Genomic DNA, 21,468 nt, shown 5'->3' with positions numbered 1-21,468 from the left:
GTCGAGGTGTACCGAAAGGGCCAGTATAGGTGCTGGTCGATGGGGCGAGGAAGGTCCGCTGCGTTCGTCGATGAACGTCGAAAGACGGTTGTGCACCGGCTGGTGCGATCGTGCTCGGCTGGCTGGCTGCGGTCTGGTCCGGGCATCTGGACGACGAATCCACCGAGCCGCTGGTCCCGCCCGGGCTCGCTGAGATGGACGGAGCTATTTCTCAGGCGTACATTCAACCGATGCTGATCATGATCGAGACCCCGTTGTTCCAGAAGCAATGGCCTCTGTATTGGACGGAGGACGAACGCGGCAGCTTCGCCGCTTACATCGCCGAAAACCCTGACGCCGGGGATGTGATTCCCGATTCGGAGGGTTGCCTAAGGCACGCTGGCGACGGGCTTCGGGATTTGATTGTTTGCATCCCGTGAGACCGTTGAGCGAGTTGATCGAACCGCAAGACCTTCGTTGCAACCAGGAGACGAAGAAAATGATGCGCAGCCGTGCCTTGCAACTTCTCGCCGAGCACAAAGGGCTCCTGACCCGGCGTTTCGGTGTGACCTCGCTCGCCGTGTTCGGCTCTACGGTTCGGGACGAGGCGCGGGAGGATAGCGACGTGGATATCCTGGTGGCCTTCGATGGGCCGGCCACCTCGGAGCGCTATTTCGGCGTCCAGTTCTATCTCGAGGACTTGCTCGGCAGCCCCGTCGATCTGGTCACGGAAAAGGTCCTGCGCCCCGAGCTGCGGCCACACATCGAGCGGGAAGCGGTTCATGTCTGAAATCACCCGCAGCCCAAGGGAATGGCTCTTCTATCTGGACGACATGATCGGATTCGCCGACAAGGTCGTGGCCTACACCGACGGCCTGGACCAGGACGGATTCCTGAGCGATGGTTTGATCTACGATGCCACCCTGCGCAACCTGGAACTGATCGGCGAGGCCGCGACCCATGTCCCGGAGGCGGTGCGATCTGCCAATCCCCAGATTCCCTGGTGGCTGATCGTCGCGACTCGCAATCGACTGGCCTACGCCAAGGCCATATCTGGATATCAGGTACCAAGGCTATATCTCGAACGCGGCCAGGCCGAATGATCGGGGATAATTCAGAGACTGATCGATCATCTCGGCGCACTGGCTGGTTTGAGACCGCCTTCATCCGCTTTCAAGGATTCGCCAGCGTTTGCTCGGTTTGGCGAAAGACCGGTTCACGTCCTCCAGTCTGAATTCCAGTCCGTAGAATTCACGGTAGAAGACCTTCGCCTCGGCTTCGATGTCGAAGCTGAATCTGTCCGGGTGCAGGCACTGGGCGATGTGCATCAGCCCCAGTATCCATCTGGGACTGCCGAAGTCGATGCAGGGGATCGGATGGTTGTATATCCGTTTGTTTCGCACCGCCTCGACGCGGATTCCCAGCTCGTCGCAATCGGCATAGAAATCCTCCAGCGGCGCTTGCATGAAGGCGGAGATGAAGATGACCTCCGGATCGAGTGCGTTCAGGGCGTCCGGTGTCACTTTCATCCCCGGTCGGCCGGTGGTGGCCAGCGCCTTGTTGATGCTCGCGCCGCCGGCTAGCTCGACCAGTCCGTTCTCCAGCCGCTCGTATTCCAGGGCGAACAGCGGCGTGCTCATCGCATAGTAGACCCTTGGTCTGGTCTCGATCCGGGCGGCCTGCGTCCCGATCGCCTGCACGCGCTCGTCCATATATGAGATCAGTCTCGCGGCCTCGGATTCTTTCCCTGTCAGGGCACCGAATCTGCGGATGCTGTCGGCGTATCGCTCGAAGCCTTGAATGCTCCCGTGCAGTTTCTGGAGGCCATTCTCTTGCAAACTGTGCTCCCAGCATCGGGCGATGGAGCCCTGATCCTTGACGCCGATGGCGGCCAGCGTCCCCTCGATGATTTCGAGTGCGCGGGTGAAGGGATATCCGCCCTCGAAGTCGTTCTCGTCGTATCTGCCTGTGGCGATGGCCCCCTTGATCTCCAGCGCGTAGCCGCACTGAGGACAGTGTCTTTCATCGGCGGAGAGGAGCGACCGGCGGAGTTTTGAGCCCATGGGGCCGTAGAAGTCGCGCTCGACGATGAGCTGTCCGCATTCCGGACAGTAGGTGTTGATGCAGTCGGTGCCGGGCGCGTTGAAGAGGTAGACGTATTTCAGCCGCTTGGACGCCATCCGCTGGATCTGCTCGGATTCGCGTACCGAAGGCTCGCTGCCGATGTCGGCGTCATCGACCGGGATGAAGCGCATGATCTGGAGCGGGATGTCGTCGGCGATGTCCGCGATGGTCGCGGCGATTGCCATGACCACGTCATCCTCGCCCTTTTTGTGCATGCAGGCCGCCTCGACATGGATGCCTGCCTCATGGAAATCTCTGATGTTCCTCAATACCGGCGCGTACCCTGGCGCCCCGCAGCACTTGTAGTCCGCATCCGACAGTCCCTTGATGCCGACGTTGATGAAATCGAGATAGGGCGACAGCGCGTCCGCCGAGTCCTGAGTGAAATAGCCGTTGGACGAGCAGCCCACGAGCAGTCCCTGGGCTTTGGCTGTCCTCGCGACTGCCAGAAAGGTATGGAAGGACGCCAGCGGGTCGTTCATGAGGAAGACGATCCCGATGCATTCCTCGTCCAATGCCTTCCCTATGACTTGCTGCGGAGTCAGCCGCTTCAGTGCCTTGCTGTCGGTACCGATCTCTTTCGCCACCACGCTTGCCACACAGCCCGAGCAGTTGAAATTGCACCCGGTGGTGCTGATCTGGAGGAACTTGGCTCCGGGGTGGAAGTGCATGACGGGCATCGTCTCTGCCGAGATGGGGCAGACCACGAGGTAGGTATCGGGGTAGCGCTCCGTCAGCGTGCCCTTGTCGTTGATGTATCGCCCGCATGCCCCGGTTCTCCCTTCGGGCATGGAGCATCCGATTTCACAGATGGTGCATTTCATGTCTTGTACCGCGAGGGCAGATCGACGGCAGAGGCTACCTTATCGCTATATGCTATTTCAATAACGCATCGGTGGACGCGCGATCACCTCAGCCGAACGCGCGCCCTGAGAAGGGGTCATGCTCGGACGCCAAGATCAGCGGGGACACAGATCCGCCGTGGCGTCCCCGGTGAGCGGGTCAGATCAAGGATCTCGGCTTCGACCCCGTAGGTGCGGCGCAGATATTCGGATGTGATGACCTCGGCGGGCGGGCCGACGCTGTAGCGCTGGTCGCGATCCAGGACCAGGGCGCGGGTGGCATGCAGCAGCGCCTGGTTGGGGTCGTGGGTGGTGAGGATAACGCTCAGGTCGTGGTCGGCGACGATGCGGCGGACGTGGGCCATGACCTTCAATTGGTTGCCATAGTCCAGATTCGCGGTCGGCTCGTCCATGATGAGTAGCTGCGGCTGCTGGGCGAGTGCGCGGGCGATGAGGACGAGCTGGCGTTCGCCGCCGCTGATCTCGGTGTAGGTGGCCTCGGCCAGGGCGGTGATGCCCAGGGTCTCCAGCGCGGACTCGGCGATGTCCAGGTCGGCGTGGTCGGGCGAGGCGAAAGCCGCCAGATGGGCGGTGCGGCCCATGGCGACCACCTGCCGCACCTTGAACGGAAACGGCGGGGTATGGGCCTGGGGGACATAGCCGACCTGACGGGCGAAGCGTCGGCGCGACCAGTGGCCGAGCGGCTGTCCGTCCAGACGGATCTCACCGCCGTGCGCTGGCAGGAGGCCGAGCAGGGTCTTGAAGAGTGTGGTCTTGCCGACCCCGTTCGGACCCAGCAGGCAGAGCAATTCGCCGGCCGCCAGATCGAAGGAGATGCCGTTCAGCACGGTGCGCCGTCCGTAGCCGCAGCTCAGGTTGTGGATCTCAAGCATGTCGGGCGCCTCAGGACCAGCCGCGCTGGCTGCGCTTGAGCAGCAGCAGGAAGAAGGGCGCGCCGATGATGGCGGTGACGATACCGAGCGGGATCTCGACCTCGAACAGCGAGCGCGCCAGGTCATCGACCAGCAGCAGGAAACCGCCGCCCATCAGCGCCGACACCGGGATCAGGAGCTTGTGATCCGGTCCCACCAGCATGCGGGCGAGGTGTGGCACGATGAGTCCCACCAGTCCGATGATGCCGCTGATGGCGACCGCCGCAGCCGTCACCAGGGTCGCGGCCAGGATGATCAGCAGACGCAGCCGTCCGGTCTCCAGCCCCAGCGCCCGCGCCTCCTCGTCACCGAAGCAGAGCACGTTGAGCGTCCAGCCCAGGGCGTTGAGCAGCGCCATGCCGCCGAGGATGGGCAGGGCGGCGAGCGCCAGGTCCGGCATGTCGATGGAGGCCAGACTGCCCATCAGCCAGAAGGTGATGGTCGGCAGGGTGTTGTAGGGATCGGCGACGAACTTCACCAGCGAGACGAAGGCGGTGAAGAGGGTGCCGATGATGATGCCGGCCAGCACCGTGACCAGCACCGGGTCGCCGCGTTTGCCGAGGCTGACGCCGATTGCCCAGGTCATGGCGACCGCGAGCAGCCCGAAGCCGAAGGCCAGCATCTGGATGCCGACCATGCCCAGCCCGAGCAGGATGGCGATGGCGGCGCCCAGACTGGCACCAGCGGAGACGCCGAGGATGCCGGGCGAGACCATGGGATTGCGGAACAGCCCCTGATAGGCGCTGCCCGAGACGGCGAGTGCGGCCCCGACCAGGATGGCGGCGAGGATGCGCGGCAGCCGGATCTGTGTCACCACCGTCCCGGCCTCGGGTGTCCAATGGGGCTGGATCGGGGCGAGGTGAGACAGGAGCACGCCGAGGACATCGCCCAGTGGGACGGGATAGCGCCCGACCGCCAGCGACAGGAGCATGAGGACCAGGACCAGGGCCGCGAGTCCGGCGACGCGCCTCCATGTCGTCGAGCCGCTGCCCGGCGCGCCAGCCTGATACGCGGACGCCGGAGGGCATTCAGGCAGGGTTTTGACGTTCATTCCCGCATCCCCGCATTGATCAAACGACCACGCACGAAGGCCCCGGCCAGATTGATCAGGCTGACCAGCCCCAACAGAACCAGGATCAGCGCCAGCGCCTCCCGGTACTCGAAGAGATGGAAGGCGGTGATGATCTCCAGCCCCAGCCCGCCGGCACCCACCACACCGACAGTGGTTGCCGCCCGCAGGTTGTGCTCCCAGCGATAGACGGCGACATCCATGAGGCGCGGCAGGATCTGCGGCCAGACCGAGAAACGCAGCACCCCGAGACGCGAGACGCCCTGACTGCGCAGTGCATCGCCGGGTGCCGGATCGACGTGCTCCAGGATCTCAGCGCAGAACTTGCCGAGCATGCCGATCGAATGACTGGCCAGCGCCAGCACGCCGGGGAGCGGCCCGAAACCGACTGCGGCGACATAGAGGATGCCCCACACCAGCGTCGGGATGGAGCGGCAGGTATTGAGCAGCAGCCGCACGGGCGAGCCGATCCAGTTCGGGGCGATGTTGCGCGCCGCGAGTGCGCCTAGGGGCAGGGCGAGGGCCAATCCGAGCGCGGTGCCGGCGACACTCATGCTCAGGGTCTCCAGCAGCGGTCGGCCCCAGTCACGCCAACGGCTGAAGTCCGGCGGCATGGCGTCGGTCAGCAGTTGGAGGATGGTCGGGATGGCGTCGGCATAGCGTGCCGGGTCCAGCACGCCCGCATAACCGCAGGCGAACAGGACGGCGATCAGCCCAAACGTGGTCTGGACCAGCCGCCGCCGATGACGGTGACGGCTGGCGGCCAGCACCCCTTCGACCGCGACACGGGTCGCGGTCGCCGGTGCGGCATGCGGTGTGATGACGCCGGTCATTTGGCCGGCGGGATGGCGTCAGGGTTTGCCGCGCGGATGGCATCGATCCAGATCCGCACCCGATCGACATCGGAATCGACGGCAGGAATGAAGGCTTCCGCCCGGAAGACCTTGAGCGCCTCCGGGTCATCGACATGGATGAACGCCTGACGGATCTCCTCTTTGAACGCCGGATCCAGACCCTCGCGGAAGGTCCAGAGATATTCCGGGATGGCGGGCGATTCGGCCAGCACCCGCACGGCCTCTGCATTGAGCTTGCCTTCCTTCAGCAGCCGCTTGTAGATCGGCATCGACAACCCGCCGGCTGCGACCTTCTTGTTGGCGACGGCCAGCGCGACCGCATCATGGGCGCCCAGCACGCGCAGTTTGTAGTCCCGACCGGACACCAGCCCGGCATCCAGGAGCTGATAGCGCGGCACCCAGGTGCCGGAGGTCGAGGCCGGGTCGCCGAAGGCGATTTCGCCGCCTTTCAAATCGGCGAGCGACTTGGCCGGGCTGTCCTTGGGCACGATGATGACGGCCTGGAAGGTCGGGCCGACCACGGCATGACTGGGACGGGCGAAGGGTTCCAGCCTGGCGCGGCGGCTTTGCAGGATATAGGTGACCGGACCGAGATAGGCGATGTCGAGCCGCCCGAAGCGCAGTGCTTCCCCGGTCGCGGCGTAATTGGCGCCGACGATGAGCTTCACCGGGATGCCGAGACGTTTCTCCAGATAGGCGCGCAGCGGTTCGTTCAGCCGCATCACCGTGGGCGCCGACTCGCCCGGCAGCAGGCCGATCACCAGTTCCTTGGGACGGTCAGTCGTCTCTGACTTGGCGAAGGCGTGCCCGCCAAGGAGCGAGAGGAAGAAGAAGAGGGCGAACCATCGCTGGCGGCCCGAGATCAAGTTGGCGAGTGACATGGGTCAGTACTCCTGTTGGTGGGGTTGGTTAGGACGTTGATTGAGACGCGGGTGAGTCGTGCTGAAGCTCGTGCCGCGGAAAGACGCGGGACTGGGCGGCGGTATCGAATGTCTCGGGCGGCCCGTCGAAGGCGACCCGGCCATCGGCCAGACCGACGATGCGATCGGCCAGACGGCGGGCGATGTCGATCTGATGCAGGACCAGCACCACGGTGATGCCCGCGCCGCTCACCAGTGACTTGAACTCGTCGCCGAGACGCCGGGTCAGGGCCGGATCGACCGCCGAAAAGGGTTCGTCGCCCAGAAGCAGGCTGGGGTTGCGGACCAGTGCCCGCGCGATGCCGACCCGCTGGCGCTCGCCGCCGCTCAGGGTGTCGGCACGGGCGTTGACACGATGGAGCAGTCCGACCTCCAGCAGCGCCTGAGCCGCCCGCCGTTGCAGATCCGCCGGCCAGGGCAGGGGACTCAGCGGATGGCGCCTGTCGGCCATCCCGAGCAGCACATTGTCCAGCGCGGTCAGCCGGTCGATCAGGGCATGTTCCTGGAACACCGTGGCCGTGCGTCGGCGATGCTCGCGCAGGACGCCGGGGTCGCTGAGCGGACCCAGACCCGCGACGGAGACCTCGCCTGCGACCGGTCGGATCAGACCGTTGAGCACGCCCATCAGGGTGCTCTTGCCGACCCCGGAGGGACCGACGATCACGGTGATGGCGCCGGTCGCAATGGTGAGCGAGAGCCCCTTGAGCACCGTTTGCCGGCCCCGGTGAACCTGGATGTCCCGGAGCAGGAGACTGGGCCGGGTCTGCTGTGCCGGACCCTGAACGACCCCCATGCCGCCTGCCTGCGCAGCAGCAGCCGGTGATGGACGGCGCGCGTCGAGTGCGGTGATGCTGGCCTTGATGATGGCGATTCCCCCTGAAGACGGATGAAGTCGATGCGACCCGGCGGCGGACGCTCGCCTGTTGATCGGTCTGCTCACCCTTCAGCAAGTGGTCTGCCACATTGGCGGCTTGAATGGCGCCGATCTGTCCGGGCGTTGTGCCGGAAAGAGAGGCTTTCCATCCTGTAACAAAGAGTTGGCGCGTATTCTGCTGTCTTGTTTGCAGTTGGAAGGGCACGGGGCCAGTGCACGCCGATGTACAAAAGGGTCAATGCGTACCGATCGGTCGCAATGGGCGGCCCCAGCCGGAAAAACGCCGGATCGCTCAGGTGTTCGGATCGGTACCCTGTCGTTCCGCCAGCGTTCGGGACGGTACGCAACGAACGTGGTTGCTTGCAAATCGTTATATGTGAAAATATATAGCGAAGCGGCGCCGCTGATCTGCCGTGCCTCGACAGCCGATCATCATCGGCGCTCACCGCCCAATCTGCGTCGGGTTCGTTGCCGACCGCTCCCCGTCGGCCCCGCGAACCCGACCGACGGCTTTCTCTACATGAGCAGATGATTCACATGACGACTCAATACCCACTGCCCTCCGCTGTGGATCGACGGGCCCAGCGGGTCTCGCTGATCTGTCCCGACAGGAGTCAGGGGGAGAAACTCCCGGTTGCCGAGCCGATCCATCTCGCTTCGACGCCATCCTGCGAATGCGATTTCGGCGAGTGCCGCACGCAAGTGCTGCCGCTGCTCTATGAGATGAGCCGGCTGGTCGCGGAGGCCGGCGATTTGCAGACCACGCTGACGATTCTGCTTCAGTTGATGAAACGGCACATGAAGCTGATTCGCGGGGCGGTCAGCCTCTACGACCGGGATTCAGGCAAGATCTTCATCCACGAGAGCTTCGGTCTGAGCCCGGACGAGGTCGCGCGCGGCGTTTACCGTCTGGGCGAAGGCATTACCGGTCGGGTGGTCGAAACCGGGCAGGCGATGGTCGTGCCCTGCATCGGCGATGAACCCAACTTCCTCAACCGCACCGACAGCCGGGGCGATCTGGCTCAGACCCGCCTGTCCTTCGTGTGTGTCCCCATCCGGCGCGGCAGGAAGATCATGGGCGCCATCAGCGCCGAACGCATCTACGAGAACCGCCAACTGCTCGATCTGGACGCCCGGATCATGACGATTCTCGCCGCCACCCTGGCGCAGTCGGTCGAGCTCTATCTGGTCGAGCATGTCCAGACCGTTGCGCTTCAGGCCGAGAACCGCCGGCTGCGCGGCGCGCTCAAGGAGAAGTTCAAACCCTCCAACATCATCGGGCATTCCAAGCCGATGCAGGAGGTCTACAACCTGATCGAGAAGGTCACGCGCTCCAAGACCACGGTGCTGATCCTGGGCGAGAGCGGCGTCGGCAAGGAGCTGGTCGCCAGCGCGATTCACTATCATGGCCTCAACTCGACCGGCCCCTTCATCAAATTCAACTGTGCGGCGCTGCCCGAGACCGTGATCGAGAGCGAGCTGTTCGGGCATGAGAAAGGCTCCTTCACCGGCGCGACCGCGCAGCGCAAGGGGCGTTTCGAGGAGGCGCACGGCGGGACCATTTTCATCGACGAGGTCGGCGAACTGTCCCTGTCGATGCAGGCGAAACTGCTGCGCGTCCTGCAGGAGCGCACCTTCGAGCGGGTGGGCGGGAACACGCCGATCCAGGTGGACATCCGCATCCTGGCAGCGACCAATCGCAACCTGATCGACATGGTGGAAAAGGGAACCTTCCGGGAAGACCTCTATTACCGGCTGAACGTCTTCCCCATCACGATCCCGCCCCTGCGTGATCGCGGCAATGACATCATCGCGCTCGCCGATCACTTCGTGACCCGGTTTTCCCAGGAGATGGGCGTTGGCGTCAACCGCATCTCGACGCCGGCCATCAACATGCTGCTCTGCTACGACTGGCCGGGCAATGTCCGCGAACTGGAGAACGTCATCGAGCGGGCGATCATCCTGGCCGAGGATGGCGTCATTCATGCCTACAACCTGCCGCCCTCATTGCAGACCCCGGTCGTCTCCGACGCCTCGGATGTCGGCTCGCTGGAGGCGAAGCTCAACGCGGTCGAGTACGAAATGATCGTGGACGTGCTCAAGGCGACCCATGGCAATACCACCGAAGCGGCCCGTCAGCTCGGCCTGACGCGCCGGATCCTGGGATTGCGCATGGCTAAATACGATCTCGACCGCAAGGTCTTTCGCTGATCCTCAACCATCCCTGCCGGAGAAGATGATGTCCCAAGCCGTTGCTGAACACACCCAAACGGTTGAACTCGGACCAAATGAGCGCCTGGTCGCCGTCGCGACCACGGGCAATGGTCAGATCGACCAGCATTTCGGCCATGCCGACGATTTCAAGGTCTATGCCGTCGGTCCGGATGGCGTGCGCTTCATCGCCACACGGGTGGTCGAGCATTACTGTCAGGGCGGTTATGGCGACGAGGACAAGCGCGAGGTCATCCTGCGCGCACTCGCCGACTGCTCGGCCCTCTTTGTCGCCCGTGTTGGCGACGGGCCGCGCGCCAAGCTCACGGCGGCGGGAATCATCCCGGTCGATGACTATCCGTTCGGGGCGATCGAGGAGTCGCTTGGCGTCTGGTATCGAACCGCGACGGCCTGAACCGCTGTCTTGAATCGCGCCAGCTTTTGCGGTCATCAATGCTGCCGGGAGCGATCCAACCCAACACATCGCATGGTGCACTGGCGCGGTTTAATGACGATTCTTCAGGTCCGTTTTGACCGATTTGATGTAGCGACCGAAATCCCGATCCTTCTTTCTTTTTTCGGCATGGGACAGTTGGTGGAAGTCGGACTCTCCGCTGAGTTTCAGGTAGCTTGCAACCTGTTCACGGCTGAGGTCGCCGGCATTCACCGCCCCGAGCACGGCGCAACCCGGCTCGCCGGTATGGGTGCAGTCGCGATAACGGCAGTTGGATGAAAGGTCGGTGATGTCGGCATAACGACTCGCGATGCCGCTGTCCGCGCCGACGATGCCGAATTCGCGCATCCCAGGGTTGTCGATCACCAGCGCGCCGCCGTCGAGACGGATCAGCTCACGGCGCACGGTCGTATGCCGTCCTTCGCCCGTGCCGCTGACCGTCCCGGTCTCCAGCCGCTCACGGTCGATCAGACGATTGATCAGGGTGCTCTTGCCAACCCCCGACGAGCCGACGAAGCAATAGGTCTTTCCAGGCGCCAGCAACCGCTTGAGTGCATCCAGACCATCCCGCGTGACGTTGCTCAAGGTCAGGACCGGCGCCATGAGCCCAATCGAATCGATTTCGGCCAGTTGCGCGGCGAGCACGGCAGGCTCCACCAGATCGGTCTTGGTGAGCAGAATGCAGGGGTCGGCCCCGCCATCCATGACCATCACCAGATAGCGTTCCAACCGCTTCGGATTGAAATCCACATGACAGGACTGGACGATCACGACCCTGTCCAGATTCGCCGCGATCATCTGATCGTCGGTGGCGTTCCCGGCTGACTTTCTGCGCAGCGAGGTCCGGCGCTCCAGGATCGCGTGAACCACCCCGAAATCGTCGCCCGGCTGTCTGTCCAGACACACCCAATCGCCCACGCACGGCAATTCGTGGGAGAACGGATGGCGGTACAGATAGCTGCCGGCCAGTTTCGCCCGGAAATGGCCGTTCTGGTCCACGAGCAATAACTGATCGCGATCCACGGCGGCAACGCGGGCGATGGTTTCACCCGGCTTGCATTCCGCCCTGTGCTCGAACCAGTCGCTCCAGCCCAGTTCATGCAGTTCAGGGTGCTGATCGCTCATTGTTTTTCGCTATAAACAGCGACTTGAATTTGAAACCCGGCATGGATGCGAGAGGATTGTGCGTTGCCGTGTCGGCGGGGTTTGCTCTTTAACCGCCTGTTAGGCTTGTTGATGCTTTTGCTATCCTAATAAGAGACAATAGCGCCTCGTTCACGGCTTCCTCTGATGGAAAAGCTTCGGCCACTTCAGGCCTTAGCAGGACGAGATTATGTGACTCCATGTAGGATCGATAATGTTTGCCACGCACGCCAACTCCTAAATCCTCGCGCTTGTACTCCGAACGCATTTCGTCACCGCTAGATTCAGTCTTTTTCATAAATATCTCTTTCTTGCTTGCTCATCTTGCGGGCGCTAATGATTCGGGTGACGCCTTGCCTTTCAGTGTAAGACACGATCACGAACTTATGAGTTCTCGTCACCCCGAACGTCAAAAAACGCATTTCACCTGTTGAGTGATCTGGATCATCAAACGTGAGCGCCATCGGATCCCCGAAAACAGTGCCGGCTTCTTCAAACGAGACGCTGTGCTTTCGGACGTTTGAAGCGGCCTTCTTTGCATCCCAGTCAAGTTTCACGTCGATGGACTCTGAGGCTTATTTTTTGCCTAACGCCGAACCGTAATGCGCTGCAATGAGGCTGAAGGAATACACTAAGCGACGTGCGCAGTATGGGGTCGGCTTGAGGTGTGTGTTTTTTAAATCATTGCTTTATTGATAACTTTCACGACTTTGTAGAATTCGGAAAAATACTCAAGGCCAGGTTTCGCTTGTTTGACGAACTCATCGAGCAACAGGCGCTTAAGTCGCTGCTTCGCTGACTTTGCCTCATCATTCGCTCCGCCTATAACCTGCTGTACTAGATCGCCATTTTGTCCAAAAACGACATTTCTGACGCTCTCTGGAAGTAGGCCCTCAATTTTGTTGCGCCCGCCGCCCTGTATTCCAATTGGATAGTAATGCTTGGCGCGTTCCATTCCTAAACTTTGAAGTAATTTAGATAGCTTGGCATCCGCATCAAGATCATAAGTAACGAAGAACCGATGATATTTGCCTTTTATGAATCGCAACAACACGCCGTTATCAATATTGCCCGTACCTCCGAACGCGAATATCTCTCCATCAAAGCATAATTTGTTCGGGCCATGATTTTCGTCGCGAAGCATCTCGAAATATTCTTTATCTATTTCTCCTTCGACAAGCAATATCTTATTGGTACGAGAAAAGAACAGATCTCTCCATGGTTCGAACTCGGGATTTGACAGCCCAAGATTTAATGCAAACGGTTCCATCCAGTTATCACCGTTAACTGGTAGGCGTTCTGTATACCGTGGGTGGCCGGACTCAGATTCCCTACATAGAAGCACATTACTTTCGGGGCGTTGCTGACTTAAGAAATATGGACTATGCGTTGCGACCAAGACTTGTACTTGAAACTCGTCGCATAAATCCTGTATTAGTCTCCCAAACTCAGCTTGTGCGGAAGGATGCAAGAAACTCTCAGGCTCTTCGATTACTATAATTGGCGTAATCTTTGTATCGTCCTCCTGTGACTCACTTAATCTCTTGGCTTTAAATAATGTAAGCAAGATGTTAGTTCGGTTACGAGTACCACTTCCCCATTCATCTAGAGAGACATCTATTTTCTTGTCGCCTAGAGTAATGTTGATTGGAAGGAAATCAATATCCAGTTGGGGGGCCGAAAGGCCTACCGTGTATTTTTCCTCCAAACGTCCAAGAAGCTCAGAGATGTCTTTTTGATGCTTTTTTGCAAAACCCGATACAGTTCTTGAAAGACGGTCGCGATCTTTCACCAACTGATCTCGATCCGCCTTCGATAGCTCACCTAATAGATCGGTAAGTTGAGGATGCGAAAAAAATGGATCATCAGGTTCAGTAGAGTTATAAAATTGAAATGCTCCTGATGAGCGAATTGATTTAATTACTGTGCGCGACTTAAATGAGTCAAGTTGCATATCGCCATACTGAACGACAAATTCTGCTTGGTCCTTATCGCGGAGATACTCGGCTGATACTTCAAGTTCTACTAATGCTCTGCCATCTTCAAATTTAAAGAATTCCTCAATAAGCTTGAAGACGCTTGTGTCCAGCGCCTTCTCGATTATAAGTGTTGCCGAAAACTTGATTGTCTCGGAGGTGTTCTTTCCTTTCCAAGCAGGGAAATGCTGAGAAAAGCTGATTTCCTCTTCGCGTAGACGGTACCTGTAGCGAGGTTCCTGCTGGAATAGAACTTTAATAGCCTTTAATAGGTTAGATTTTCCCGAGTTGTTCTTGCCGCTGATAGCGGTATAAAACGAAGGGAACTCGACAACAAGTAATTCGATACTACGAAAATTAGAAATTTTAAGCCTTCTTAGTTTCATGTTTTTCCTTAGATACTGCCGCGACCCGTGGTAAGCATAATAGTGTATTTAGACTGCATTAGGATTCTCAGGTGCTAGACGGCGATCCATCTAAACCTCTAATCTCCTAATCCCCTTTTCGTATTTCGCTTCAAGCCGCCCTGTTCAGGATCCCGGCAACCAACACTGTCCATCCGCCGCCACCTTTGTCTGCCGTTCTCGGCAACACGTTCTGCGCTATTAAAGCCTGTATGGCAGCGGGGAATATACTCCCTGCCTTCGCCAGAAATCCAGCCTAAACGTGGACGTTTGCCGGGCCGGATTGCGCCTTTACTCACCGTTGCTCCTGTCGCTACATCCACGGCCTCTGCTATTCCCCTGCCTTCTCCCAAATCCCGCGCCGTGCGGCCTTGGCGTCGAATAAAGCGTAAGTCACGGCAGTAACGCGGATAGACGGTATCTACATGGGCTTGCTGGACAGGGTGATGGTCCCTCAACAGTCAGCCGGATTCTCGGACTCCCAACGGCGGATGACAAGGTGGCGTTTCCAGAATGGCGTCGGTTATGCCGATTCGTTGATCGCTCGGAAATGTCCGTTGACCGGGGGAATCGTTCTGATCGGTACGGCTGGCGCGGTTCGGGTCGGTATGCGCGAAGGGCAGGGCGGATCGATCGGATTCATGACTGGCGCCTTCAGCCGCCTGATCGGATTGAATTCATTCGGGATTCAGGTCGGCGGTCGAGCCGTTTCCCCATCGTCGCAACCCGACTGGCACCAGGTTTGCTCTATCGCTCCCGAGCAGCGATCGCTCATCGGGAGACATCGAATGAATGCCAGCGAGATTACCGCCCTCCAGGACGAACCGGCCTGTGCGCACAACCACAAGAACAAGTCGGGTTGCGCGCGGGCGAAGCCGGGTGCGACCCAGGGCGGCTGTGCCTTTGATGGGGCGCGCAATGCCCTGGTCCCCATCGCCGATGCCGCGCATCTGGTGCATGGTCCGATCGGCTGCGCCGGCTCATCCTGGGACAATCGCGGTTCGCGCTCCAGCGGCGCCCGTCTCTTCCGGGTCGGCATGACCACCGATCTCTCGGAGCTGGATGTCATCATGGGGCGCGGCGAGAAGCGGCTCTTCTTCGCCATCCGTCAGGCGATCGAGACCCATCGTCCAGCGGCGGTCTTCGTCTATACCACCTGCGTCCCGGCCCTGAACGGCGATGACGTTCCGGCAGTCGCCAGGGCGGCGACCGAACGCTGGGGGGTGCCGGTGATTCCGGTCGATTGCGCCGGCTTCTACGGCAACAAGAATCTCGGCAACCGCATCGCCGGGGATGTCCTGCTCAAGCACGTCATCGGCACCCGCGAGCCGGATTCGGCGCCGGTGTCCGCCCGGCGTCCCGGTCTCCGCATTCACGACATCAATCTGATCGGCGAATGGAATGTCGGCGGCGAGTTCTGGAACGTGGCCCCACTGTTCGACGAGCTGGGGCTGCGCATCCTCTGCACCCTGTCGGGCGATGCGCGATTTCGGGAGATCCAGACCATGCACCGGGCAGAGGCCAGCATGGTCGTCTGTTCCAAGGCCATGCTCGCGGTCGCGCGCCATTTGCAGCAGGACCATGGCACCCCCTTCTTCGAGGGCAGTTTCTACGGGGTGCAGGAGACCTCCGAGGCGTTGCGCGGGTTTGCGCGTCTGCTCGACGATCCGGATCTCAGCCGGCGGACCGAGGCGCTGATCGCCCGTGAGGAGGCCCGCATCCGTGAGCAGCTTGCGCCCCTGCGCCAACGGCTCGCGGGCAAACGCGCCTTCATCTTCACCGGCGGTTACAAATCCTGGTCGATCGTCTCGGCCATGCAGGATCTGGGGATGGAAGTGGTCGCCACCGGCACCGAGAAATCCACCGAGGAAGACAAGGCGCGCATCCTCACCCTCATGGGGCCGGAGGCGCGCATGATCGCCGACAACGATCAGCTCGCCCTGCTCAGTGCCTTCCACGAGTGCCGGGCCGACATCATGGTTGCGGGCGACCGCTACATTTACCCGACGCTCAAATCGCGCCTGCCTTTCCTCGACATCGACCATGTGCGCCATGTCGGCTATGCCGGTTATCGGGGCATGCTGGAACTGGCGCGCAATCTGGTCATCGCCATCCACAACCCGGTGTGGCGGCAGGTGCGCGACCTGCCGCCCTGGCTCACCGCCCCGCGTCCAACCAAGGTCATCGCCATGCCCCCACGCCCTGTGCCTGCCCTCGTTCAGTCGAGCAAGCCGCTGTCAGTCAATCCGCTCAAGGTCAGCCAGCCGGTGGGCGCGTCGCTGCCTTTTCTCGGCATCGCCCGCGCCATGCCGCTGGAGCATGGGGGGCGCGGTTGCACCTCGTTCAACAAGCTCTTCTTCATGCGCCACTTCAACGAGCCGATCCCGCTCCAGACCACGGCGATGGATCAGGTCGTGACCGTGATGGGCGCTGACGACAATGTCGTGGAAGCCTTGCAGACCATCTGCGAGACGAACCGTCCCGAGGTCATCGGGCTCATCACGACCGGGCTCTCCGAGACCCAGGGCGCGGACATCCCGCGCACCATCAAGGCGTTCCGCCAGACGCATCCGCAGTATGCGGAAACCGCCGTGGTTCCGGTCAGCGCGAGCGATGCACTGGGCTGTCTGGAGACCGGTTTTGCGCAGGCGGTCGAGGCCATCGTCCGGCACCTGGTCCCGGACGACCCGCACGGCAAGGTGCGATGTCTCCGCCAGGTGAACGTGCTGGTCGGGTCGATGATCACCCCCGGCGATATCGAGGCGATCAAAGAATGGATCGGCGCCTTCGGGCTGCACGCCGTGGTGGTGCCGGACATCGGCGACTCGCTGGACGGCCATCTGATCGATGAAGGCTATTCGACCCTGACCTACGGCGGCGTCAGCCGGCAACAGATCGCGGGGCTGGGCGAATCCGCTGCGACCCTGGTGATCGGTGCTTCGCTGAACCGTGCCGCCGATCTGCTGAAGGCGCGCACCGGCGTGCCGGATCATCGTTTCGACAGCCTCATGGGGCTGGATGCCTGCGATGACTTCACCCAGATCCTGGCCCAGATCGCCAATACCGCCGTGCCTCAGATCATCGAGCGTCAGCGCAGTCAGTTGCTCGACGCCATGGTTGATTGTCAGTTCCAGCTTGGCGGGGCGCGCATGGCCGTCGCCGCCGATCCCGATCTGCTTGGCGCCTTCAGCCGCTTCTTTGCCGATCTGGGGATGGAGACCGTGGCGGCCGTGACCACCGCCCGATCCGATCTCCTGGAGCAACTGCCGCTGGGTCAGATCATCATCGGCGATCTGGAGGACGCGGAACATCAGGCCCGGCAGGGCGAGGCCCAGGTGCTGGTGACCAACTCGCACGGGGTCGATATCGCCGGGCGTCTCGGGGTGCAGTTGCTGCGGGCCGGATTCCCGATTTATGACCAGGCGGGGGCGCATCTGCGCCAGTGGGTTGGTTATCGGGGAAGCCGTCAGACCGTCTTCGAGCTGGCCAACCTGCTGGCGGCGCAGTACCGGCTGATCCCGCCCTATCGTTCCATTTACTGGCAGGGCACGCCGCGCGAGTGCGAGACGCTCGGCGCGCTGACCAACTGATTTCGAGGAAAACAGCATGATTCGGGTTGCCTTCGCGTCCACCGATAATGAACACGTCGATATGCATTTCGGCGCCGCCGAGCGTCTGGTGGTGTTCGACATCGCCCGCAATCGGGCCGATTTGGTCGGCGTGGGCGAATTCACCAAGGTCGAGATGAAAGGGGAGAATCGTCTGATCGATCTTCCCGAGGAGCAGCGGACCCGCGACATCACCGATCTGCTGCGCCGGGTGCCCTTTATGCGGACGCTTTACTGGCGTGTCTTCCGCAACCGTGCGAGCGTCTTCACCAAACTGGCGAGACTCGGCAAAGAGCCCTATGCGCCAAGCCTGGAGGAGGCCGGGCTGCCGTCGGATCGTCCGCCCGAAGACAAGGTGGTCGCCAAGCTCGAATTCCTCAAAGGCTGCGCCGCCGTCTATGCCGCTTCCATTGGCGCCTCCTCGGTGAAGCGTCTGATGGCGGCCAATATCCAACCCATCATCGTCGAGCCGGGGCATGCCATTGAGGATCTGCTCAATCGGGTCAATGCGGCGATGCATCACGGCGGGGTCGCCTGGGTCGAGCAGGCCATTGGCCGCGCGGTCGCCAACTCGCTCCCGTCGCAGGCGTCGATCCCGTCGTACTCGGACGAACAGGTCCGGATTGATCCTTACTGACGGATCGAGCGGGATTCCATATCCATTCTGATCGACGAGGATTTCAGCATGTCGGCACTCTCACCCCAACTGGCCCTGCGCATCGGTCTGGCCGCCCGCACGCTCAGGATCGCCCCGGCGCAGCTCATGCCGGTGCTCATCCGCGCACTCAAACTGCCATTGACGGATCAGAAGCTGAAGCGTCTGACCGTTGCGCAACTGCATGCCGCCGGGCAGGGCGTGTTCGCCGCGCAGCAGGCGAAGGCGCTTGATCAGGCCATCCTCTATTTGCAGGATCGTGCCGGTGTGGACATCATCGATCCGGCGATTCCGCCAGTGTCGCCCTATCGCGAAGGCGATCTGCCCGGCTCGATCCGGATCGCGGTCGCCTCCAACGAAGGGCTGTCGCTGGACGGCGATTTCGGCGACTGCGCGCGCTTCCTGATCTACCAGGTCTCGCGCCAGGAGAGTCGGCTGATCGATGTGCGCGGCACTGCCGGCGAAAAGGGAGTCGCCAAACGTCTGGTCTGGCGGACGGCGCTCATTCAGGACTGCCAGGTGCTTCTCGCTCGGTCCATCGGCATCCGTTCCGTCGCGCAGCTCGTCCATCTGGATGTCTATCCTGTCACCGATCTGCTACCTGCCACGGCGCCGGAGGCGATCGACGATCTGCGGCGGGTACTGCGCAACAGCCCGCCGCCCTGGTTGGCCAAGATCATGGGGCTCGAATTGACTGGATCTGCGGTACGGGTACCCGCTTCAGTGTCCCGGACGGCGAGATCGAGCGTCTCATTCGCCTGAACCGCGTCCAGTCTGGTAGGCGCTGTTTAATGTCAATCCGGCGTCACCGTTCAACCCCCCTCCCCCCGGCCCCCTCCCGCCAGGGGAGGGGGAGATGCTCAAGCCTGGTTTGAACGGACCCCCTTCCCCTTGTGGGGGGGTATTACATCGATTGACCAGCCCCGGCGTTGACGCGGTTTAGTTCATCCTCGTCAAACCGGCGCCACTGACCATGGCGTCGGACCCCTTCCCGACATTATCCCGCCTTCTCCCCCCAATTTTCCGATTGAGCCGCACTCCATCCGCAAGCGGTCCCTTGATACGTATTGTCTTGAAATGATTAAACCGCACCCGGTGCGGTATGTGATGTTTTTGGGTCGGATCGATCCTGGCAGCATCGACGACCATGTGATCGGGCGCGGTTTAACAGGAGCGAATGATTCGCCAGCGCCATACCAAAAAGGTGCCTTGATCATCGCTGATCGTTCTGGGATTGCCGAGTGGTCGGAACGATGATCGACGCCAAAAAAAGATTTGATTCGCCCGTGATCAATTCGATTCGGATCGTACAGACAGGAACGTTGAGAAGGTATTGGTACCCTCAGGTACGGACACCCAGAGCGACATCGGGCATTCGGCGAGCCATGGTGAAATCGATCGTCCTATTTCTGCGGAATCGCTCGGCGTGCGGGTGGGCAGTCCGTCGGGGCCGGTCTCTCAAGTATCTGTTTTTAATTTGTTTTATTATGGCGCTTGCGGACGCCATGTCGTTTTTCCGATTCGTCCTGAAAGATGGCATGCATGCTGCTCTATTGATGTCAGCCTAGCCCGATCTAGGTGATTCATTCACCCAGCCTCCGAATGGCGGAGGCATTGCCAGAGGAAAACGCCATGCCAATGGTCTTGCTCGAATGCGATAAGGATATTCCCGAACGGCAGCGACACATCTATCTGAAAGCACCGGATGACGATGCGCGCGAATGTCTGCCGATCGCGAATGTACCCACCATTCCCGGTACGCTCTCCGAACGCGGTTGCGCCTTCTGCGGCGCCAAGCTCGTCATCGGCGGTGTCCTGAAAGACACCATCCAGATGATCCATGGTCCGATCGGCTGCGCGTATGACACCTGGCATACCAAACGCTATCCGACGGACAACGGGCACTTCAATATGAAGTACGTCTGGTCGACCGATATGAAGGAGAACCATATCGTCTTCGGCGGCGAGAAGCGTCTGGCCCAGAGCATTCACGAAGCCTTCGATGAGATGCCCGAGATCAAGCGCATGATCGTCTATACCACCTGCCCGACGGCGCTCATCGGCGACGACGTGCGAGCCGTGGTCAGGCAGGTGATGAAGGAGCGCCCGGACGTCGACATCTTCACCGTCGAGTGCCCCGGTTTCTCCGGTGTCTCCCAGTCCAAGGGTCATCACGTCCTCAACATCGGCTGGATCAATGAGAAGGTCGGCACGGCCGAGAAGGAGATCACCAGCGAGTACACCATCAACTTCATCGGTGACTACAACATCCAGGGTGACACCTTCCTGTTGCAGCAGTACTGGGACCGTCTCGGCATCCAGGTCATCTCGCACTTCACCGGCAATGGCACCTATGACGACCTGCGCTGCATGCACCAGGCCAAGCTCAGTGTCGTCAACTGTGCCCGCTCCGCCGGCTACATCGCCAACGAGCTGAAGAAGAAATACGGCGTCCCGCGTCTGGACATCGATACCTGGGGCTTCAACTACATGGCCGAGGGGATTCGGAAGGTCTGCGCCTTCTTCGGCATCGAGGAGCGTGGTGAGCAGCTGATCGCCGAGGAATACGCCAAGTGGAAGCCGCAGATGGACTGGTACAAGGAGCGTCTGAAGGGCAAGAAGATGGCGATCTGGACCGGCGGCCCGCGTCTGTGGCACTGGACCAAGTCGGTCGAGGACGACATGGGCATCGAGGTGGTCGCCATGTCATCCAAGTTCGGTCACGAGGAGGACTTCGAGAAGGTCGTCGCCCGCGGTCGTGATGGCACCTACTACATCGACGACGCCAACGAACTCGAATTCTTCGAGGTCCTCCAGCACGTCAAACCGGACGTCATCTTCACCGGCCCGCGCGTCGGCGAGCTGATCAAGAAGATGCACATCCCCTATATCAACGGCCACGGCTATCACAACGGTCCCTACATGGGCTTCGAGGGCTTCGTGAACATGGCCCGCGACATCTACAACGCTACCTACAACCCGATCCGCTTCCTGGCCGCCCAGGACATCCGGGATCCATTGCCGCTCGTCATGCCCGAGCGTCTGCGGGAGGCCGCCTGATGAAGAACCATGCATTGGACGACAAGGTCGATGATCTCTACGGCTACATCGAGGAGCGCTGTCTGTGGCAGTTCTTCTCCCGCTCCTGGGACCGTCAGGAGAACATCGACGGGGTGCTGGACCAGGCGTCACGCCTGCTGAGCGGTAAGGATCCGGCCCGCTCGACGCCGATGGAGAGCCTCTTCTACGCCGACGCCAAGATTCTGGTCGCGGATGTGCGCGAGCGCTTCCCCTGGCTCGACGAGGCCGGCGAGGAAGAGGTCCGCCAGATGATGGACGACCTGAAGGGACGGCTGGTCGAGAACGTCATCACCCGCTCGAAGAACCGCGAGCTCAACCATCACCTCTATTGATCGACGCCCG

The 21,468-nt window shown here is 61.0% G+C and carries 20 protein-coding genes; 10 read left to right on the top strand and 10 right to left on the bottom strand.

The features are described from left to right. The first annotated feature begins 110 nt into the window (after positions 1 to 110). Genes EDC35_RS18660 through EDC35_RS03030 form a run of 3 tightly spaced genes read left to right on the top strand, consistent with a single transcriptional unit; the run spans position 111 to position 1,082 of the window. Positions 111 to 419, top strand: coding sequence for a hypothetical protein (locus EDC35_RS18660; protein ID WP_207896069.1), 309 nt, complete (start codon positions 111 to 113; stop codon positions 417 to 419). A gap of 59 nt (positions 420 to 478) precedes the next feature. Then, entirely contained in the window at positions 479 to 769 is a 291-nt protein-coding gene (locus EDC35_RS03035) for a nucleotidyltransferase family protein (RefSeq protein ID WP_132975711.1), read from the top strand. Further along, positions 762 to 1,082 (top strand): HepT-like ribonuclease domain-containing protein, encoded by a 321-nt coding sequence (locus EDC35_RS03030; RefSeq protein ID WP_132975557.1) that lies wholly within the window; start codon positions 762 to 764, stop codon positions 1,080 to 1,082. Before EDC35_RS03035 ends, EDC35_RS03030 begins: the two co-directional genes overlap by 8 nt. Before the next feature lie 60 nt (positions 1,083 to 1,142). Here EDC35_RS03030 and EDC35_RS03025 read toward each other — a convergent pair whose 3' ends face one another. From EDC35_RS03025 to EDC35_RS03000, 6 genes are all read right to left on the bottom strand, one after another. Beyond that, positions 1,143 to 2,894 carry a radical SAM protein gene (locus tag EDC35_RS03025; protein WP_207896068.1) on the bottom strand — a complete coding sequence of 584 codons (1,752 nt, stop codon included), beginning with the start codon at positions 2,892 to 2,894 and terminating at the stop codon, positions 1,143 to 1,145. A gap of 149 nt (positions 2,895 to 3,043) precedes the next feature. Beyond that, positions 3,044 to 3,838: an ABC transporter ATP-binding protein gene (locus EDC35_RS03020; protein ID WP_132975553.1), complete on the bottom strand. Its 795-nt coding sequence runs from the start codon at positions 3,836 to 3,838 to the stop codon at positions 3,044 to 3,046. Between the two features lie 10 nt (positions 3,839 to 3,848). Next, the gene (locus EDC35_RS03015) at positions 3,849 to 4,928 is read right to left on the bottom strand and encodes a FecCD family ABC transporter permease (protein WP_132975551.1); all 1,080 of its coding nucleotides are present in this window, start codon (positions 4,926 to 4,928) and stop codon (positions 3,849 to 3,851) included. Continuing rightward, positions 4,925 to 5,779 carry a phosphonate ABC transporter, permease protein PhnE gene (phnE, locus tag EDC35_RS03010; RefSeq protein WP_132975548.1) on the bottom strand — a complete coding sequence of 285 codons (855 nt, stop codon included), beginning with the start codon at positions 5,777 to 5,779 and terminating at the stop codon, positions 4,925 to 4,927. Before phnE ends, EDC35_RS03015 begins: the two co-directional genes overlap by 4 nt. Next, positions 5,776 to 6,681, bottom strand: a complete 906-nt coding sequence (gene phnD / locus EDC35_RS03005) for a phosphate/phosphite/phosphonate ABC transporter substrate-binding protein (RefSeq protein ID WP_132975546.1) — start codon at positions 6,679 to 6,681, stop codon at positions 5,776 to 5,778. Before phnD ends, phnE begins: the two co-directional genes overlap by 4 nt. 28 nt (positions 6,682 to 6,709) lie before the next feature. After that, entirely contained in the window at positions 6,710 to 7,513 is an 804-nt protein-coding gene (locus EDC35_RS03000; protein WP_132975544.1) for a phosphonate ABC transporter ATP-binding protein, read from the bottom strand. Positions 7,514 to 8,131: 618 nt separating this feature from the next. Between EDC35_RS03000 and EDC35_RS02995 the strand changes: the two genes are divergently transcribed. Together EDC35_RS02995 and EDC35_RS02990 are read left to right on the top strand one after the other, a co-directional pair. After that, positions 8,132 to 9,805 carry a sigma-54 interaction domain-containing protein gene (locus EDC35_RS02995; RefSeq protein ID WP_132975543.1) on the top strand — a complete coding sequence of 558 codons (1,674 nt, stop codon included), beginning with the start codon at positions 8,132 to 8,134 and terminating at the stop codon, positions 9,803 to 9,805. Between the two features lie 25 nt (positions 9,806 to 9,830). Then, on the top strand, positions 9,831 to 10,220 hold the full coding sequence (locus EDC35_RS02990; RefSeq protein ID WP_132975541.1) for a NifB/NifX family molybdenum-iron cluster-binding protein: 390 nt from the start codon (positions 9,831 to 9,833) through the stop codon (positions 10,218 to 10,220). 90 nt (positions 10,221 to 10,310) lie between these two features. Here the strand turns inward: EDC35_RS02990 and rsgA are convergent, their stop codons facing one another. The 4 genes from rsgA to EDC35_RS02970 form a co-directional block, all read right to left on the bottom strand. Beyond that, positions 10,311 to 11,384, bottom strand: a complete 1,074-nt coding sequence (gene rsgA, locus EDC35_RS02985; RefSeq protein WP_132975539.1) for a ribosome small subunit-dependent GTPase A — start codon at positions 11,382 to 11,384, stop codon at positions 10,311 to 10,313. An 88-nt stretch (positions 11,385 to 11,472) separates the two neighbouring features. After that, positions 11,473 to 11,700 carry a hypothetical protein gene (locus EDC35_RS02980; protein ID WP_132975538.1) on the bottom strand — a complete coding sequence of 76 codons (228 nt, stop codon included), beginning with the start codon at positions 11,698 to 11,700 and terminating at the stop codon, positions 11,473 to 11,475. Further along, complete coding sequence (locus EDC35_RS02975) at positions 11,687 to 11,959, bottom strand: BrnT family toxin (protein ID WP_132975537.1); 273 nt, start codon at positions 11,957 to 11,959, stop codon at positions 11,687 to 11,689. The genes EDC35_RS02980 and EDC35_RS02975 overlap by 14 nt, the downstream gene beginning before the upstream one ends. A 119-nt stretch (positions 11,960 to 12,078) precedes the next feature. Next, on the bottom strand, positions 12,079 to 13,764 hold the full coding sequence (locus EDC35_RS02970) for an ATP-dependent nuclease (protein WP_132975535.1): 1,686 nt from the start codon (positions 13,762 to 13,764) through the stop codon (positions 12,079 to 12,081). A gap of 806 nt (positions 13,765 to 14,570) precedes the next feature. Between EDC35_RS02970 and nifE the strand changes: the two genes are divergently transcribed. The 5 genes from nifE (at position 14,571) to vnfG (ending at position 21,458) form a co-directional block, all read left to right on the top strand. Continuing rightward, a complete protein-coding gene (gene nifE, locus EDC35_RS18965) occupies positions 14,571 to 17,372 on the top strand; it encodes a nitrogenase iron-molybdenum cofactor biosynthesis protein NifE (protein WP_132975533.1) in 2,802 nt (933 codons plus the stop codon). Between the two features lie 16 nt (positions 17,373 to 17,388). Then, positions 17,389 to 18,027, top strand: a complete 639-nt coding sequence (locus EDC35_RS02960; RefSeq protein WP_207896063.1) for a NifB/NifX family molybdenum-iron cluster-binding protein — start codon at positions 17,389 to 17,391, stop codon at positions 18,025 to 18,027. A 48-nt stretch (positions 18,028 to 18,075) separates the two neighbouring features. Continuing rightward, the gene (locus EDC35_RS02955) at positions 18,076 to 18,807 is read left to right on the top strand and encodes a NifB/NifX family molybdenum-iron cluster-binding protein (RefSeq protein WP_132975531.1); all 732 of its coding nucleotides are present in this window, start codon (positions 18,076 to 18,078) and stop codon (positions 18,805 to 18,807) included. Positions 18,808 to 19,677: 870 nt separating this feature from the next. Beyond that, positions 19,678 to 21,105: a nitrogenase vanadium-iron protein, alpha chain gene (gene vnfD, locus EDC35_RS02950; protein ID WP_132975529.1), complete on the top strand. Its 1,428-nt coding sequence runs from the start codon at positions 19,678 to 19,680 to the stop codon at positions 21,103 to 21,105. Beyond that, positions 21,105 to 21,458 (top strand): V-containing nitrogenase subunit delta, encoded by a 354-nt coding sequence (gene vnfG, locus EDC35_RS02945; RefSeq protein ID WP_132975527.1) that lies wholly within the window; start codon positions 21,105 to 21,107, stop codon positions 21,456 to 21,458. Before vnfD ends, vnfG begins: the two co-directional genes overlap by 1 nt. Positions 21,459 to 21,468 lie beyond the last annotated feature (10 nt).

It is taken from the genome of Thiobaca trueperi (genome assembly GCF_004342175.1).
GTDB classification, from domain to species: domain Bacteria; phylum Pseudomonadota; class Gammaproteobacteria; order Chromatiales; family Chromatiaceae; genus Thiobaca; species Thiobaca trueperi.
Note: the sequence above shows the minus strand (reverse complement) of the source record. Positions and strands in the feature narration are given on the sequence as shown.